This is a genomic window from Streptomyces sp. NPDC127117 (assembly GCF_042677325.1).
In the GTDB taxonomy this organism is placed as follows: Bacteria; Actinomycetota; Actinomycetes; order Streptomycetales; family Streptomycetaceae; genus Streptomyces.
The window spans coordinates 12,597-27,282 of sequence record NZ_JBHXTM010000051.1; the positions used below are offsets into that span (position 1 = coordinate 12,597).

Annotated in this window: 19 protein-coding genes and 3 pseudogenes; 3 read left to right on the forward strand and 19 right to left on the reverse strand. The window is 67.8% G+C overall.

The features are described from left to right. Window positions 1-2 precede the first annotated feature (2 nt). Window positions 3-1,409 carry an MATE family efflux transporter gene (locus ACFVH0_RS32305; RefSeq protein WP_385826046.1) on the forward strand — a complete coding sequence of 469 codons (1,407 nt, stop codon included), beginning with the start codon at window positions 3-5 and terminating at the stop codon, window positions 1,407-1,409. Window positions 1,410-1,658: 249 nt separating this feature from the next. Here the strand turns inward: ACFVH0_RS32305 and ACFVH0_RS32310 are convergent, their stop codons facing one another. The 4 genes and pseudogenes from ACFVH0_RS32310 to ACFVH0_RS32325 form a co-directional block, all read right to left on the reverse strand. After that, complete coding sequence (locus tag ACFVH0_RS32310; protein ID WP_385826048.1) at window positions 1,659-2,096, reverse strand: DUF4259 domain-containing protein; 438 nt, start codon at window positions 2,094-2,096, stop codon at window positions 1,659-1,661. Between the two features lie 636 nt (window positions 2,097-2,732). Beyond that, window positions 2,733-2,951, reverse strand: a pseudogene (locus tag ACFVH0_RS32315) (IS6 family transposase); the annotation flags it as partial. A gap of 90 nt (window positions 2,952-3,041) precedes the next feature. Beyond that, complete coding sequence (locus tag ACFVH0_RS32320; RefSeq protein ID WP_385826050.1) at window positions 3,042-3,167, reverse strand: hypothetical protein; 126 nt, start codon at window positions 3,165-3,167, stop codon at window positions 3,042-3,044. Window positions 3,168-3,219: 52 nt separating this feature from the next. Further along, complete coding sequence (locus ACFVH0_RS32325; RefSeq protein ID WP_385826052.1) at window positions 3,220-3,945, reverse strand: dienelactone hydrolase family protein; 726 nt, start codon at window positions 3,943-3,945, stop codon at window positions 3,220-3,222. A 536-nt stretch (window positions 3,946-4,481) separates the two neighbouring features. Between ACFVH0_RS32325 and ACFVH0_RS32330 the strand changes: the two genes are divergently transcribed. Further along, entirely contained in the window at window positions 4,482-4,727 is a 246-nt protein-coding gene (locus ACFVH0_RS32330) for a hypothetical protein (RefSeq protein WP_385826054.1), read from the forward strand. A gap of 176 nt (window positions 4,728-4,903) precedes the next feature. Here the strand turns inward: ACFVH0_RS32330 and ACFVH0_RS32335 are convergent, their stop codons facing one another. The 3 genes from ACFVH0_RS32335 to ACFVH0_RS32345 form a co-directional block, all read right to left on the reverse strand. After that, on the reverse strand, window positions 4,904-5,053 hold the full coding sequence (locus ACFVH0_RS32335) for an HNH endonuclease (protein ID WP_385826133.1): 150 nt from the start codon (window positions 5,051-5,053) through the stop codon (window positions 4,904-4,906). Continuing rightward, complete coding sequence (locus ACFVH0_RS32340; protein WP_385826056.1) at window positions 5,007-5,261, reverse strand: reverse transcriptase N-terminal domain-containing protein; 255 nt, start codon at window positions 5,259-5,261, stop codon at window positions 5,007-5,009. Before ACFVH0_RS32340 ends, ACFVH0_RS32335 begins: the two co-directional genes overlap by 47 nt. A 629-nt stretch (window positions 5,262-5,890) precedes the next feature. Further along, a complete protein-coding gene (locus ACFVH0_RS32345; RefSeq protein WP_385826058.1) occupies window positions 5,891-6,136 on the reverse strand; it encodes a hypothetical protein in 246 nt (81 codons plus the stop codon). Window positions 6,137-6,592: 456 nt separating this feature from the next. On the opposite strand from ACFVH0_RS32345, the pseudogene ACFVH0_RS32350 reads away from it, so the two are divergent. After that, window positions 6,593-6,760 (forward strand): annotated as a pseudogene (locus tag ACFVH0_RS32350) (RNA-directed DNA polymerase); the annotation flags it as partial. 542 nt (window positions 6,761-7,302) lie between these two features. Here ACFVH0_RS32350 and ACFVH0_RS32355 read toward each other — a convergent pair. The 12 genes and pseudogenes from ACFVH0_RS32355 to ACFVH0_RS32410 form a co-directional block, all read right to left on the reverse strand. After that, window positions 7,303-7,752, reverse strand: coding sequence for an ester cyclase (locus ACFVH0_RS32355; RefSeq protein WP_385826060.1), 450 nt, complete (start codon window positions 7,750-7,752; stop codon window positions 7,303-7,305). 308 nt (window positions 7,753-8,060) lie between these two features. Further along, on the reverse strand, window positions 8,061-8,534 hold the full coding sequence (locus tag ACFVH0_RS32360; protein WP_385826062.1) for a hypothetical protein: 474 nt from the start codon (window positions 8,532-8,534) through the stop codon (window positions 8,061-8,063). Between the two features lie 165 nt (window positions 8,535-8,699). Then, window positions 8,700-9,584 (reverse strand): DNA-3-methyladenine glycosylase family protein, encoded by an 885-nt coding sequence (locus ACFVH0_RS32365; protein WP_385826064.1) that lies wholly within the window; start codon window positions 9,582-9,584, stop codon window positions 8,700-8,702. Further along, window positions 9,581-10,204, reverse strand: coding sequence for a DNA-3-methyladenine glycosylase I (locus tag ACFVH0_RS32370; protein WP_385826066.1), 624 nt, complete (start codon window positions 10,202-10,204; stop codon window positions 9,581-9,583). The genes ACFVH0_RS32365 and ACFVH0_RS32370 overlap by 4 nt, the downstream gene beginning before the upstream one ends. A gap of 4 nt (window positions 10,205-10,208) precedes the next feature. Continuing rightward, window positions 10,209-10,880 carry an alpha-ketoglutarate-dependent dioxygenase AlkB family protein gene (locus ACFVH0_RS32375; protein WP_385826068.1) on the reverse strand — a complete coding sequence of 224 codons (672 nt, stop codon included), beginning with the start codon at window positions 10,878-10,880 and terminating at the stop codon, window positions 10,209-10,211. Then, window positions 10,877-11,401 carry a hypothetical protein gene (locus ACFVH0_RS32380; RefSeq protein WP_385826070.1) on the reverse strand — a complete coding sequence of 175 codons (525 nt, stop codon included), beginning with the start codon at window positions 11,399-11,401 and terminating at the stop codon, window positions 10,877-10,879. The genes ACFVH0_RS32375 and ACFVH0_RS32380 overlap by 4 nt, the downstream gene beginning before the upstream one ends. Next, entirely contained in the window at window positions 11,389-11,679 is a 291-nt protein-coding gene (locus ACFVH0_RS32385; RefSeq protein WP_385826071.1) for an Ada metal-binding domain-containing protein, read from the reverse strand. Before ACFVH0_RS32385 ends, ACFVH0_RS32380 begins: the two co-directional genes overlap by 13 nt. Beyond that, a complete protein-coding gene (locus ACFVH0_RS32390) occupies window positions 11,676-12,419 on the reverse strand; it encodes a 2OG-Fe(II) oxygenase (protein WP_385826073.1) in 744 nt (247 codons plus the stop codon). The genes ACFVH0_RS32385 and ACFVH0_RS32390 overlap by 4 nt, the downstream gene beginning before the upstream one ends. Then, entirely contained in the window at window positions 12,416-13,024 is a 609-nt protein-coding gene (locus ACFVH0_RS32395) for a methylated-DNA--[protein]-cysteine S-methyltransferase (protein ID WP_385826135.1), read from the reverse strand. Before ACFVH0_RS32395 ends, ACFVH0_RS32390 begins: the two co-directional genes overlap by 4 nt. Before the next feature lie 5 nt (window positions 13,025-13,029). Further along, window positions 13,030-13,500 (reverse strand): RNA polymerase sigma factor, encoded by a 471-nt coding sequence (locus tag ACFVH0_RS32400; protein ID WP_385826075.1) that lies wholly within the window; start codon window positions 13,498-13,500, stop codon window positions 13,030-13,032. Between the two features lie 70 nt (window positions 13,501-13,570). Continuing rightward, window positions 13,571-14,083, reverse strand: coding sequence for a methylated-DNA--[protein]-cysteine S-methyltransferase (locus ACFVH0_RS32405; RefSeq protein ID WP_385826077.1), 513 nt, complete (start codon window positions 14,081-14,083; stop codon window positions 13,571-13,573). A 202-nt stretch (window positions 14,084-14,285) separates the two neighbouring features. Continuing rightward, window positions 14,286-14,492 (reverse strand): annotated as a pseudogene (locus ACFVH0_RS32410) (Scr1 family TA system antitoxin-like transcriptional regulator); the annotation flags it as partial. Window positions 14,493-14,686: the final 194 nt, after the last annotated feature.

Sequence of the window (14,686 nt, forward strand, 5' to 3'; positions counted from 1 at the left end):
CGATGCTCACCAACCTCCTCCGCGACAGCCGCGCCCTTGCCGCCCTCGCCGTCCCGCTGATCCTTACCCAGCTCGCACAGGTTGCCCTGACCACGACGGACACCGTCATGATGGGCATCCTCGGCACGCAGGAACTGGCAGCCGGCGGCCTGGCCATCGTCATTTTCAACCAGCTGCGCACCATGGGCGTCGGCCTGGTCACCTCCGTCGGCAACCAGATCGCCGCCGCCGGAGCCCGCGCTGAACAAGACGCTCAGGATGCCGACCGGGCCGGACAGGAAAAAGGCCGCGAGGAGGTGCGGGGCATCGTCCGCGCCAGCATGGCGCTGGCCACCCTCACGGGCATCGCCGGCGCCGTCCTCATGATCCTGATCGGGCAGGCCCTGCCCTGGCTCGGACAGGACGCCGCAGTCACCGACCGCGCGCAGACCATGATCTTCGCGCTCGCCCCCGGCCTGCTGCCCTGCCTCTGGTTCCAAGTGATCCGCCAGTTCACCGTCGGCATGCGGCGCCCCCAGGCCCTGCTTCAGATCACCATCGCCTCGGTCGTGGTCAACGCCGGTCTCAACTGGATTCTCATCCACGGCACCTGGGGCCTGCCCCGCATGGGCCTGACCGGCGTCGGCTTCGCCACCTCCAGCGTCTACCTGCTGACCTCCGTCTCCCTCTGCATAGCGGCGAAGAAGGACACCATCCTCGCCCCACTGCTTTCCCTGGACCTTATGAAGGCGGACCCCGCCGTCCTGAAACGTCTGCTACGCCTGGGAATCCCGATCGCCGCCACCTACGGATCCGAAGCAGGCTTCTTCTCCCTCACCGCGCTGATGGCGGGATCCTTCGGTCCCGCCGCACTGGCCGCACACACCGCCGTCAATCAACTCGTCTACATCGTCTTCCAAGTTGCCGTCGGCCTCTCCCACGCCGCATCCATCAACGTCAGCCGCGAACTGGCACTGGGGCGATACGACGACGCCCGACGCATTAAGAACACCGCGCTCGCCTGCGCCGGTGCCGTCATGACCATCGTCGGCATCCTCTACCTCGCCCTGCCCCGGCTTGCCCTGGCTCCCTTCCTGGAGTCCGGCTCGGACGAGGCACTCACCATCGCCAGCCACCTGCTGGCCGTGACCGCATTCCTGCAGTTCTTCGACTGCGCCCAGAACATCGGCGTCGGCCTGCTGCGCGGACTCGACGACACCAAGAGCGGCTTCCATATCACCCTCATCGGCTACTGGGCCGTCGGACTACCCACAGCATGGCTCCTCGCCTACGCCCTACACCTCGAAACCGTAGGCCTTTGGCTGGGCCTGCTCACTGGCCTTGCCACCACCGCCATCCTGCTCCTCCGCCGCTACTCCGTTTCCCTCACCGCACGAGCCGACAACCGGACAACCGGCGTGGCCGCCTGAAGGAGCAGCGTGCCCGGGAGCGGGCCGAGCGATCCTGGAAGATCCAGCCGAAACGGTCGGGTAAGACGACATTGCTGCACCGCAGGGGCTGCTTCCTGTACAGAGCGCAGTCCGGCTTCCTCGGCCGCGCTGGCAGAGCCCGGTACCGCCCGAAAAGCCCTTCCCGGCCCTACGCACTGTCACGACTGGCCCTAATCACGGGAAGTGGTTCTGGCTCAAGTCCTGTGATCCGTGACTGTGGGGCACCGCTCATATCTCGAAGAGGGCTTCCTCTTGTGGCGGGAGCGGAGGGTCGAGAACGTCGCGGAGGCGGGTGATCTCCTGATGCCATTTCGGGCCGTTCGCGGCCTCGTCCCACAGCTCTGCGAGTTCAGAAGGCTCAGCGACCACTTGGTCCAGGGCATCGACGGCGAGCGTTCGGAGGTCTGCAGGGAACTCCGGCAGCGGTTCCGATGGGCCGTAGTTCGCACACGAGGGCTCGCCGCCAGGGTGCTGTGCGACAACCAGGGCTGCTGCGGCAACGGCTCGCTCGGCGTCGGGGGCGTCCAGGCAGTCCGCTGGGTCGGCAGCGCGTTTGAGGACTCTGCGGATCATGGGCTCGCGTTCTTCCACGGCTGCCTCGTCCAGGTCGTCGGCGAAGTCGGCGGCGGTGTCGTTGTCGAAGGGGCCGTTGTCCCAGGTGCCCATAGGATCTCCTCGCGTAGCTGTCCGGGGATCCTCGCACCGGCCACCGACATTGAGGTCAGGAGGCAAGCAGTACCCACTTGAGCAGGGGCCTGAAGCCAGCGCGTCCGTGCATCTGCCGGGACGATCGAGGAGAGCAACTCCGGAGATCAACAGTTATGGGGCGTCGATGCATCACAGAAGTTGAGCCAGAGCCCGTTTTCGCGAACAGCCAGGCTCGGGTCCGATGTGGATCCGGGCCCTCTTGGCTCACAACTGCAGTTCCTCTGGCCGTGCAGGCGGCAAGCCGTTCCGGCGTAGCAGTGTCCCGCCGGATCTTGCGGCGGCCTGGACAGTCCGGGTCTGTCCGGGGCCTGGCTGTCCCACTTCGGATCTCATGAGTGCGATCCACGGGCACCGCCTTTCACCTGTGCGGACGAGCCCGGACTGTCCCGGACGCCTTGGTCTGTTGTGCGGGGGTGGGTGCACCCGTGACGCTTCTCGTACCGCTCCGCAGCCGTTCGACGGCGTCCGGTGCGAGGGCTTCCTCCAGCAGTTCATGACCGCGGGGTGAGGCCCGTAATGCGAGGCCGCAGCGGGTTCGGTCGCCCGGCGCCCCATTGCCTCAGGAGGAATCCCGTGAACGTCTTCACCCGGCCGTGGCCGCCGTCGGCGCAGCTCATTCGCATAGATCCGGCCGAACTTTGCGCACCAACGCCGGATCGTCTCGCACGAGACGATCACACCGCGCTCAAGCATCAGCTCCTCCACCTCACGGAATGACAGCGGGAAGCGGAAGTACAGCCACACGCAGCGGGAGATCACCTCGACCGGGTACCGGCGCCCCTTGTACGACGGCGGAGCACTGCCCACGGACACCCCCCGTCCACCCTGTCAGCCAACGTGACAGTGCCCGCTGAACCCCACCTGACCCCGTACCCGGAGCGAGGCGCCGCGGTGGGCCCGGGTTCAGTCCAGACGGTCGTAGGCGCCCGGCCCCCAGTCGGCGAACAGCGTCAGTGCCTTTGCTGCCTCGGTACGTTCCGGCGCTGTGGAGGTGGCCGGCCACCAGTTCTCGACCTGATCGTCTGCCACGCCGATGAAGACGACGACGGCGGGCAGGAGTGAGCATCAGGAGCCGATCGGATCAATCCGTGACGGGCAGGCACTCGGCGAGCAGAGCGACGACGTCACGCCAGGCTCGCTGTGCGTGCCGTGGGTGGTAGCCGACGCCGGGACGCACGGTGTGGTCGACCGGTGGATGGTGGAAGGCGTGAAGGGCTCCGCCGTAAACCACGAGGCGCCAGTCGACGCCCGCGGCCTGCATCTCGGCGGTGAACGCGTCCCGTTGGGCGGGCGGCATGATCGGGTCTTCCGACCCGACCCCGGCCCACACCGGGCAGCGAATGCGCGCCGCCTCGCCCGGTCGGCCCGTGGTCAGTGCGTTGACTGTCCCGATCGCGCGCAGGTTGACGCCATCGCGCCCGAGTTCCAGCGCGATGGCGCCCCCGGTGCCGTAGCCGACGGCGGCGATCCGGTCGGGGTCGGTCCGCGGTTCGGTGCGCAACACGTCGAGCGCCGCGTGGCCGATGCCCCGCATCCGGTCGGGGTCGGCGAGCAGCGGCATGCAACGGGCCAGCATCTCCTCGGGATCCCCCAAATAGCGCCCACCGTGAAGGTCGAAGGCCAGCGCTACATATCCCAGCTCCGCGAGAGCATCGGCCCGGCGGCGCTCGACGTCGCTGAGCCCCGTGCCCTCTGGTCCGAGCAGCACCGCGGGCCGGCGGTCGACACCGGCCGGGAGCGCGAGGTGCCCGATCATCGTGAAACCGTCGGCCGGATACTCGACCGTACGCGTCGTAATCGTTGTCATGCGACTGGACGGTAATGACCGTTGCGCCCGCTCGGGGCGGTGTTCACCGATGGCAGACAGCAGTCTGTCCCGACCGCAACACCCGGACGCGTCACCCTCCTGAACAGCGGTGATACGCCGACCGCTTGAGCTCGCCATCGTCTGCCGGGTCGAGCGGGACGACGTAACACTTGGTCCCGCCGTTGGCGAAGAAGCCGTAGACGGCCTCAGCGAGCGCGTACTTCGACGCGGACGCCGGCCTGATGTCCGCGAAGCGGTGGCGTTCACCAAGCTGTTCAAGGGGGGAAGGTCCACCCGCTTCCGGTGGACGTCTCGCGGTATGAGGATCGGGCGGCAGACTCGGTGAGCGCGCGGGTGTCGTGGCCGACGCCGTCGCGGATACGGATTTCTGGGCGAGGGTGGCGGAGGTGTCCGAGCGCCTGACCCTGGTCTGCGAGCGCTGGGCGTACGGCGCACACGGGTGCAGATGGTTCCGCGTGACGCCGCAGAGCACAGTCGAAGTGCCCCGATTACTGCGGCCACGCTCGCTGGTTTGCGTGGCCACCGAGCCGGAGCCGAACCCCAGAGCGGAGCTGCTGCAAGACAACTTCACCGCTTTCGTGGCCCCGCTGCCGCACGGCGAACTGGCCCACCGGAACTACCCCGGTGGAGCCGACACGCTCTCCGAGGTCACGGATGACGGTTTCTCTCTCCTGCTGGCCGATGCGGCGCTGGGCGACTGGTGCGCCGTCGTACCGGACACGGACGGGGTGGCCAGGGGGGCAGTGGGAGACTCCGGGTAAGCAGCTGAGGTACAGGAGATCCCGGTGAGAACGATCTTGATGGGATTCGCTTACCTCGTGCGAGCTTCAAGCTGACGGGGGACTGCGCCGGCGCGCAGTCCGCGTAGGTCGGTCGGGCAGGCCCCACTCCTCTCAGGGTGAGGCCCCCCTCAGAACCGGGTCTCCCCGCACACGGCTCAAACAAGCCTCAGGGACTGCTCAGGTGGTTGCTTGCCATGGTCACTGGTCGCGTGGTGCTTCCGGTGACAGTCGGCGTGGATCAGTTGGAGGTTGGACTCCTCATCTGTCCCACCCTCGGAGCGGTAGGTCAGATGGTGCCCGTTCAGGGTCCGACAGTTCGCTGCGAACCAGTCCGCCCAGGTTGCGGACCTTCTTGAGGTCCCCGTCCTTCGTCGCCTTGAAGATCCTCTGCCTCAGTCGCCGTACGTGGTCCTCGTGGGTGCGCCGGTCGATGGCGTCCCAGCCGGGTGCCGCGTCCTCCGGTCCGTTCACTCCGAGTGCCGCCACCGCGAGAGCGAATGCGTGTGCCGTCATCTGTGTCCAACTTGTCCTTCGGTTCCGGTACTTCAGCTTTGGTGCCTCAAAGGCTCACCCGGTCCACGTCAGCTCCCTTCTCGGGCCAGGCATCTGCCTGTATCCGGCCGGATATGCGGGACGACCGCGAAGGGTGCGGCCATGGTGTCCCGGTTTCCCGTCGCCTTTCGGCGTACCGGCATTGGCTTCTTGGACCGTCCTGCTCCCGCCGGGGAGTCGGGCCTCCCTCACGGTCGGCCCACCGGGACGAGTCCCGGACCCCGACGGGGTTTTCACGTTCCGCATGGTCGAGATCCGACTGAACCATGACGACGAAGTCGTCCGCGTAGCGGACGAGTCGCCAGGTGCCCAGGCCATGTTTCCGTCGACGTTCGCGGTCCCGCCGGGTTGCCATCGTGTTGGTCCACTGCTCGGCGGCGAAGTTGTCGAGCAGTGGACAGAGCGATGTTGGCCAGCAGGGGTGAGAGGGACGCGGACAGACGGATACGGCCCGATGCGCTTGTTCACCTGGAGAGTGTTTCTTTCCTTGCAGCTGACAGGACCTTCGACAATTCTCATCGTTGCAGGTCAGAAGCGCTTTCCGTTTATCTGATCAAGACCTGGACAAGCCCGCTCGCAAGGGCGCGAGGTTAGCCGTTTACCCGGCCCGGCAGGGGCGCGCCCTCCAGGAAGGCGTGATAGGTCTCGACGGCCTCCGGCTCGATTTCAGGTTTGGAGGGGCCGTAGCGGGTGTCTGTGCGGTCCCGCTTCGGTCCGGAGACCCAGAACTCCTCGTTGGTCTGCACATCGTAGAAGTTCGCATCGAACATCCCCCCTGCCCGGCGCAGTGTCCTCCCGTGAAAGTACGCAGTGCTCCAGGTCTTCGAGAAGTCCACCCACCCGATCCACGAGGGTCCGCGGTCGGTGTTGTAACCAGTCTTCAACTGCACGAACATGAGACGTCGAGGCATACGCTCAGCGTCCTGCACAGACCGCTCCCGTGACCAGCTATTTTGCGGGTGGCTACGAGACCCCGCGCCACCGCCGACAAGGGGCCGGACAGATGGAAACGGCCCGATGCGCTCGTTCACCTGGAGAGTGCTTCTTTCCTTGCAGCCGACAGAGCCCCTGGCAAGTGCCATCGCTGCAGCTCAGCAGCACTCTCCGCCTATTTGATCAGGACCCGCACAAGCCCGCTCGTGAAAGCCCGAGGCTAAGGGGCGCGAGCCCTACGGCGACGGAGTGCTCGTAGTAGTCGCAGGGGGGACGACCTGCCAGGGAGGTCGGGAAAGCCGGTCACAGGGCGAAGGAGCACAGATGATTGAGGCGTCCGGCGATGGAAGGTATGCGTAATGCAGAGTGCCGCAACGGTGCTGGACGTCCTCCGGGAACGCGGCAGGCAAGGTCTGCCGCTGGAAAGACTGTATCGGCAGTTGTTCAACCCGCAGTTGTTCCTGATGGCCTACGGGCGAATCTACGCCAATACCGGCGGGCCCTGTCCCCGCTGTTCTGGACCCACGTGAACCCCTACGGTCGGTTCGAGCCGGACATGCACTCCCCCCTCGACCTCGCCACGGCGGCCTCGGTGCCCGGCCCGCGCAGCGCGCAGGGCGAGCCGGTCACGACCCCGGTCTGAACCGGCCTTGGGACACAGCGGTACGGCGGTTGACGCTACGCCGGTGATCATGGGCTTTTAGCACGGCCGACCGGCCTGGCGCGAAGGTTCGGCGGAGGATCGTTGAGTGGCTGCGGGCGTCGTTGGCGTCAGGTCCATGCCAGTGGAGTTCTTGACCGACGATCAGGGTGGGGAAGTTCGGCGGGGGGCCGGCTTTCGGGACGTCGGGTTTCGTGGGGTGCTGGAGGTTGGTGCCGTCGGCTCGTGTCAGGCTGCCCGGGGCACGGCCTGGGTTGCGGCGCGGAGCGAGGGCACGGGCTGGAGGCGGGTGGTGTGGTGGTTCACCGCCTGTGAAACTGTCGGGTCGGCGTCTTGGAACTGCCGGAGGGGGCCTGCCCTGCAAGGGCAGGCCCCCTCCGGTTTGCTGCTGGATGCCGGCGGTCGGGTTCAGGCGGTCGGGATGATGCCGAGCTGCTGGAGGACCTTCACGCCGTCGTCGAGTCCGAGTTCCTCGACGATGAGGCCGTTCTGGACCTTGAGGACCGTCTTGCCGGTGAAGCGGAGTGTCTTGCCGGACGCCGCGGGGGCGGAGCCGATGGGGAGGTCGTCGAAGACGATCGGCCCGGTGTGGGTGCCGCCGCCCTCCCACTGCCCGACGACGTAGTCGCCTTCGGCGATGAGGTCCGAGGTGCCCCAGAAGTTGAGGTCCGGGAACGCGGTGCGGAAGTTGGTCGCGAAGGCGCGCACCTCGTCCCGGCCGCGCATGGGCTTGTGCAGCGAATACTCGAACCGGATGTCCGGGTCGGCGAGTTCGTCGATGATTCCGGGGTTGAAGGGGTTGCCCCAGAACTCGGTGAACCAGCGGCCGACGATCGCCTTGTTCTCTTCGAGCGACATGGGTTTGTCCTTTCTGTTGTTGTCATCGGTTCGCCTGCGGCGTGATGACATTCCGAAGACGTTCGCCGAATTCGAAACGTGAGATCGATTGGCGAGGATTTATAGGGCCGAACTGAGGAGCCAGCGGTGAGGGTGTGCGGATCCGCCCAGGGAACGCTGGCTGCGGGGTCGTGCCCGAATAGGTCCTCATCGCGGCCGCGAGGTATCTGCGGTGCCTTCGCGGGCCGGCCGCGGCAGGACTCTGCGGGCGGGCCTGCGGTGAGAGGGACGGAGGCGAATGCCGCAGGGCGAGGACTTGATGCCTTCGGTCAGGGGGTTGTCTCGACGGGGTGCAGGCCGAGGGCCTCGTAGATGGTCTCCGCCGTTGTGCCGCTTCGGACGAGCACGTGGTCGATGCCTGCCGCGCGGGCGTTGCGCAGGAGTTCGATCTTGAGCACGTGCGCCACCCATTCCTCCTGGGTGGGTTCCATCCATGTCACGACGTCGCGGGCGGTGTCGCCGGTCGGGTCGATGACCGAAATGCCGACCGGTTGGCTGGCACGGCACGCTACGACGACGAGGTTTTCGCCGCGGATCGTGAAAGGCAGTACGTCGATTCCGCCGAAGAACATGGCGGACTGGAGGAGGTCTCCGACCGCCGCGCCGAGCTGGGCCGATCGGGCTCTTTCTTCCGAGAGGTTCGGGAAGGAGTATTCGGCAGCGGTCGCGCGCCGCTTCTGCGGCCCGTATTCATGGGAATCGAAGGCGGTCAGGTCGTATGTCTTGCTCTGCCGGTCGGCCATTCGTCTTCCTCCTGCGCGTTTCTTGTTGCGGCGATGCCCGTGGCCGTCGGGCGCGTGACGGCCACGGGCACGCTGCGCTGACCAGAAGTCAGCGGCGCCGGAAGGTTGCCTCCCGGCACAAGGAAGACGTCGGTTCGCTCGGAAGTGTGAGATCCGGATCTGGCTTCAGGATCTGGCTTCAGACGCGCGTTCTTTTCTTCCCGGGCGGTGTGTAGGCGGCGTCCGCCCACAGGTACATGAGCGCGTAGGAGCGCCATGGCGCCCACCGCTCCGCGATGGACCGTGCCTGGTCGGTGGTGACGGATCCGAGCGCTCTGCGGGCGACCAGGTCGCCGGGACGAAGGTGTCGGGGTGCTGCAGTGCGCGCACGGTGAGGTGGTCCGCGGTCCAGGGGCCCATGCCGGGGAGTTCGAGCAGGGCCCCGCGTGCTTCGTCGGTGGTGAGGTGCGCGAGGGTGAATCCGTCCGCCCATCTCTGGGCGACGGTGCGCAGGGTGCGGGTGCGTGAGTGAGTGAGGCCGACGGCCGTCTGGAGTTCGGTACCGGGGATCGCCGCGAGTTCCCGTGGTGCGGGCAGGGTCCTCAGCCCGGCTGCCGACGTCCCGTAGGCGATGACGAGTCTGCCCATGAAGGTGCGGGCCGCGGCGAGCGAGACCTGCTGGCCGACGACTGTCGTGATGACCGCTTCGAATTCGGCGGGGTAGCCGATGAGCCGGATGCCGGGCCGGTGCTCGACCAGCGGGCGGATCAGCGGGTCGGTGGCGAGGGCGTCGGCGATCCGTGCGGTGTCGGAGTCGAGGTCCAGCCAGCGGCGGATCGGCGCTGCCAGGCCGTCGGGGTCGGGGATCTCGTCGGGCAGGCCGACGGTGATCTGGTCCTCGGCAAAGGTCACCGTCACCCGCACCGGCGCTCCCGCGTGGTGCAGGAGCCGGGTGTGGACGCGGCCCGGAACATCCGTTTCCTCGGCTCCCGGGATCGCGTGGGCGGCCGGCGTCCGCAGCGCGGTCTCGCAGTCGGTGGGGCCCTGGGGGAAGAGGCGGAGCAGGGTCACGAGGTCCAGATCCCGGAGCTGCCGCGCCGGTGCGAGTCCAGCAGGTGGGTGTCGACGATGCCGATCGCTTCCATGAGCGCGTACATGGTGGTCGGGCCGACGAAGACGAAGCCGCGGCGTCGCAGTTCCTTCGACAGCGCGATGGACTCGGCCGACTTCGTGGGGATCTCCGCGAAGGCCCGGGGGCGGGGGGTGGTTTCGGGCTGGAAGGACCACACCAGGTCGGCCAGGCCCATGTCACCGCGCAGTTCGATGGTGGCGCGGGCGTTGGTGACGGCCGCCTGGATCTTCTGCCGGTTGCGTACGATGCCGGCGTCGGCCATCAGCCGTTCGACGTCGCTCTCGGTGTAGGCGGCGATCACGTCCGGGTCGAAGTCGTTGAACGCCTCGCGGAACGCGGGTCGTTTGCGCAGGATCGTCGCCCAGGACAGGCCCGCCTGGAAGCCTTCGAGGCTGACGCGCTCGTAGACGCCGTGTTCGTCGGTGACCGGCATGCCCCATTCACCGTCGTAGTAGTCGCGCAGCAGGGGGTCGACGGCTGCCCATGCGGGGCGGGCGAGCCCGTCCGTTCCGATGACGACGCCGGGGTCGGCGGTGGTGGGACTGGTTTCCTGTGTCATGTGGTTATCCGTCGAGCCCTGTCATGCGCATCGTGATGTTGATCCGGCCGCTGCTGATGCCGCACCCTGCGGGGGCGGTGTCCTGATGCACCCTGGGGACACCGTGGTAGGCGAGGCGGGCGGGTCCGCCGAAGACGAAGAGGTCACCGGAGGCCAGCAGCAGATCCGTATAGGGTTTTGCCCGGCCTTCGGTGTTGCCGAAGCGGAACGTGCAGGTGTCGCCGATGGACAGCGACACGACCGGGGCGCGGGATTCCTCGTCCTTGTCCTGGTGCATTCCCAGGCGGGCACTGGTGTCGTAGTGGTTCACCAGCGCGGTGTCGGGCGTGTACGAGTCGATCGTGGCCATGTCGTGTCCGGTGGCCTGAAGGGCACGGCGCCCCAGCCGGATCATCCAGTCGGGGAACGGAAGGACACGGGCTCCATTCACGTCGGCGGCGTCTCGCGTGTACTTGTACGGCTGCCAGTGCCAGCCCAGGCACACGGTGCGCACGGACATCTGGTGTCCTCGGACCGTCGCGGCGCGCAGGGGGACGGGGCCTTGTGCCCATTCGTGGAACCGGTGTGCGATCCACTGCTGCTGTTCCAGGGGCAGCCAGTTCGGGACGTGGGTGGCGCCCGGGGTGATCTCCTGCGCGCCGCGTTCGGGGAGCTGCGGAGTGAACAGCGCTGTCATGGCCCCTCCTGTGTGCGGGCGGGGTACTGGAGGGTGTCGTCCTCGACAAGCCAGCTGGTGCCGTGGGCGGTTGTGCCGGCCAGGCCGTTCAGATTGATCAGGCCGACGAGCGCGAGCGTGCGCGGATCGCCGATCGCGGCGGTGGCCAGGGTGCGTTCGGGGCGCCACGGTGTCGACCACAGCAGCCGCCGGGTCATCTGCGCCCAGCCGGTCGGCGGGCCGGTCATCACCCACAGGTCGGGGTTGGCGGCGGCGAACCGTGACGCGTGGCGCAGCCAGGAGGCCCCGGTCTCGGGCCAGGTGATCGTGGCGAGGGTCGTGCCTCCCGCACGGCCCCAGGCCGATTCGATCAGGTGCGCGCTCTCCAGTGCGTGCGGGGTGCGGCCCGAACCGATCATGATGGTGTGGGCGCGGCGGGTGTGTGCCAGCCGGACGATGGCCTCGGCCTCGGCGGTCGTGGCCTTCAGGTCCGTGTCGTGGCTCGCCGGCCTCTTCAGCAGGGGGCTGGTCAGGGGGTCCATGGTCGGCCCTTCTCTCGGGCTGTCTTCCACCGCTGGTAGCGGTCCTTGCAGCAGGTGCCGCAGGGCCGGAACCCGGCGGCGACGGCGGTGGCCTCATCGACGAAGAAGACCCGGTGCCTCACGTAGCCGCTGCGGGCGATGGCGCGCAGTGCGGCGGGGCAATCGAGCCGTCCGTAGATCTTCGAGCCCTGGTGGCCGCCCCACTTTCCCTTGGCCGGCGACCGGTAGGGCCGGCCGTCGGCCCCCAGGAGGGTGTAGGTGTCCATCGTGTCGCTCATGCGGCGTCGTGGAAGACGAGGGCCAGGGTGTGGCGTTCGCCGGACCGGATGGCGGACACGCCGTGACGGACCGGTGCGGCGGACCATCCGCGGGCGGAGCGGACGGGCCGGTCGCGGGTGGTGAACAGGTATCCGTGGCCGTGCGGCAGCAGCGTGGACGTGCCCCGGGACTGGGCGCGCGGGCGCTGTTCCAGGAGCAGGAACTCGCCGCCCGTGTGATCCACCCCGGGCTCGTTGAGGTTGATCACGACCTGCAGCGGGAACACGAGGTCGCCGTACAGATCGCGGTGCAGGGCGTTCCAGTCCTTCTCCCGGTAGCGCAGCAGGATCGCCGTGGACTTCGTCTGGCCGGCGTCGTGGCACATCCGCAGCCATTCGTCGAACGAGTCCGGCCACGGCGCGGGCCTGCCCAGCCTGGTCCACCAGTCGCGGGCGATGGGCAGCAGCTTCGGGTACAGCGCCTGCTTGAGCCGTTCGACCGGTTGCGGGTACGGCGTGTTGAAGTACCGGTACTGGCCCTCACCGAAGCGGTGCCGGCCCATGTCGACGGTGCTGCGGAACAGGCCGTCCTGCTCGTACAGCTCCCTGATCTCCGCGGTCTCCTCAGGGGTCAGCAGCTGCGGCAGCAGCGCGCCGCCGTACTCGTCGACCTCCGCGGTGATTGCCTTCCAGTCACCGGACTCGACACGCTGGTGCCAGCGGTCCGTCTTCTTCTTCCTGGTCGCTGTCGTGGTGCTCATGCGGCGGCCTCCAGGTCCAGCAGCGTGGTCTTGGCGGCGAGCCCGCCGATGTAGCCGCCGAGGGTGCCGTCGGTGCGCAGCACGCGGTGGCAGGGGACGACGATCGGCAGCGGGTTGGTCGCGCAGGCGGTGCCCACCGCCCGGACGGCCCTGGGGTTGCCGACGAGCTCGGCCATGTCGCGGTAGCTGCGGGTCTGGCCGTAGCCGATCTCGGGCAGATGCGTCTGCACCAGGCGCCGGAACCCGTGCGACAGGGACAGGTCCAGCGGCACGTCGAAGACCCGGCGGCGGCGGGCGAAATACTCGTCGATCTCGCGGGTTGCCTCCTCCAGCCGCTTCGGGGCGCGCAGGATCCGCGGGCTGAGCTTGTGGCCGAGGGTTTCCAGGACCCGGTCGTGGTCCTCGCCGGCGTACGCCACGCGGACCAGCCCCTTCGGGGTGGCGGCGAGCAGCAGTTTGCCGACGGGCGAGTCGATGGTCGTGTAGGCGACATCGATCAGGTCGGCTTGCTCCGCGGCCTGCTCCAGACGGCGGTGGAGGCGGCTGAGAGTGCCGGCGTCCACGGGTGCCGACAGCAGGACGGCCATGTCGTCATCGTTGCGCATGTCGCTCACGACGATGCTCCTTTCGTGATCGCGCCCGGATAATGTTTCCTGAGATTCTTCAGCCCGTCCGCGGCGGCTCTTCGGGCCGCCTCGACGGTGCCGCCGAGGATCTCCGCGATCTCGGCGTACGCCAGCCCCGCCACATACCGGTAGGCGATGGCCTGGCGCTGCTTGCTGGGCAGTTCCTTCACCACGGACCACAGGCCGGCGGCCTCGGTGTCCACGACGCTCTGCCTTGCCGGCGGTTCCGGTACCTCGTCGACCGGCAGGGGATTCCTTTTCGCGGCACGCAGCACGTCGATCGCCTTGCGGTGCGCGATCGTCACCAGCCACGCCTCCACGTTCGCCGTCTCCGGCAGATCGGGGTAGGCGCGCATGGCGGCCAGGAAAGTCTCCGACCAAGCGTCGTCCGCATCATGCGGGCCGAGAACGACCCGGCAGACGCGCAGCACGGTCGCGCCGTGCTGCGCCACCACACTTTCGAACGGTTGTTTCATGTCCATCCCATTGAAGACGTACGTGCGGCGGCAAACGTGAGATTCCCGGTCAGAACAACCGTCCGGCGTCGCCCGCGGGCGGCTCCTCAAGCTCCAGCAGCGCCTGCTTGCGCTTCAGCCCGCCGGCGTACCCCGTCAGAGCCCCGGTGGAGCCGACGACGCGGTGGCACGGGACAAAGACGCACAGCGGGTTCGCACCCACGGCCTGCCCGACCTTCTGCGCGAGACCGCTGCCTCCGACCTGCTCGGCGATACGGCCGTAGGTGGTCGTGTCCCCGCACTGGATGCTCTTCACGATGTCCCAGACGGCATGCTGGAACGCGTCGCCCTCGGCTTCGAGCGGAAGGTCGAAGGCCCTGCGTCGCCCCGCCAGGTAGTCGCACAACTGGTGGACCGCCTCGTTCAGCAGCGGGTCCGTCGCGGAGCCGACCTCGGGACCGAACGCTTCCTGCGCGGGCCGGCGGACATGGTGCCGGAAGTACAGGCCGCTGATCGTCTCGCCCTTGGCGACGATCGTGATCGGCCCAAGGTACGTCTCGATCACGACGTGTCGAGTAATCATCCGCGTCTCCCCTCTCTCACCCCGTAGACGGACGCCACCCTCAGAACGTGAGATCGGCTTTGAGGCACAGCGGTACGACGATTGACGCCAGGCCGGTGATCATGGGCTTCTGGCACGCCGGCCGGCCTGAAAGCGGGGGTCCTTGACATCCGACATCCGCAACGCCGCGCGCAGCGCCCTCGACGCGAGAACCGAACGACGCTCACACCACCGCGGCGAAGTGACGTAGCGCATGAAGCTTTCGGCCTGCCGCGTAAAGCCACTCTCCGCGACGCATACGAGCCCGGACAGCGTCGTCGGTGTCACGAGCCGAACCGTACAACTCTACGTACCGAAGGAAGATCGCACGCGCGTAGTCCGCGGTCCGGAGCATGCCGGGGACGACCGACTCCTCCCACGCATGGATGACGGTGGACCGGTCGACTTCGAGGTGATGTGATTGTCATCCGGCTCACCTCCGCTCGCGCGGAGAGCTCTCGACGACGACCGAACGCTGACCTTCTGACGGCGGATCAAAAGTGAACCATGTGGTGATCTTCTTCTGACTCTGGGCGAGCCGGACATCGAAAGGACGCGGGGACTGAGGCCGGCCGGTCTCACCGG

Excerpts from the sequence above, each read along its gene's own strand:
- ACFVH0_RS32385 (WP_385826071.1), bottom strand. The coding sequence starts at position 11,679 with ATGAGCGACACGATGGACACCTACACCCTCCTGGGGGCCGACGGCCGG.
- ACFVH0_RS32305 (WP_385826046.1), top strand. The coding sequence starts at position 3 with ATGCTCACCAACCTCCTCCGCGACAGCCGCGCCCTTGCCGCCCTCGCC.
- ACFVH0_RS32340 (WP_385826056.1), bottom strand. The coding sequence starts at position 5,261 with ATGACGGCACACGCATTCGCTCTCGCGGTGGCGGCACTCGGAGTGAAC.
- ACFVH0_RS32360 (WP_385826062.1), bottom strand. The coding sequence starts at position 8,534 with ATGGCCGACCGGCAGAGCAAGACATACGACCTGACCGCCTTCGATTCC.
- ACFVH0_RS32390 (WP_385826073.1), bottom strand. The coding sequence starts at position 12,419 with ATGAGCACCACGACAGCGACCAGGAAGAAGAAGACGGACCGCTGGCAC.
- ACFVH0_RS32310 (WP_385826048.1), bottom strand. The coding sequence starts at position 2,096 with ATGGGCACCTGGGACAACGGCCCCTTCGACAACGACACCGCCGCCGAC.
- ACFVH0_RS32370 (WP_385826066.1), bottom strand. The coding sequence starts at position 10,204 with ATGACACAGGAAACCAGTCCCACCACCGCCGACCCCGGCGTCGTCATC.
- ACFVH0_RS32380 (WP_385826070.1), bottom strand. The coding sequence starts at position 11,401 with ATGGACCCCCTGACCAGCCCCCTGCTGAAGAGGCCGGCGAGCCACGAC.
- ACFVH0_RS32355 (WP_385826060.1), bottom strand. The coding sequence starts at position 7,752 with ATGTCGCTCGAAGAGAACAAGGCGATCGTCGGCCGCTGGTTCACCGAG.
- ACFVH0_RS32395 (WP_385826135.1), bottom strand. The coding sequence starts at position 13,024 with ATGCGCAACGATGACGACATGGCCGTCCTGCTGTCGGCACCCGTGGAC.
- ACFVH0_RS32325 (WP_385826052.1), bottom strand. The coding sequence starts at position 3,945 with ATGACAACGATTACGACGCGTACGGTCGAGTATCCGGCCGACGGTTTC.
- ACFVH0_RS32375 (WP_385826068.1), bottom strand. The coding sequence starts at position 10,880 with ATGACAGCGCTGTTCACTCCGCAGCTCCCCGAACGCGGCGCGCAGGAG.
- ACFVH0_RS32405 (WP_385826077.1), bottom strand. The coding sequence starts at position 14,083 with ATGATTACTCGACACGTCGTGATCGAGACGTACCTTGGGCCGATCACG.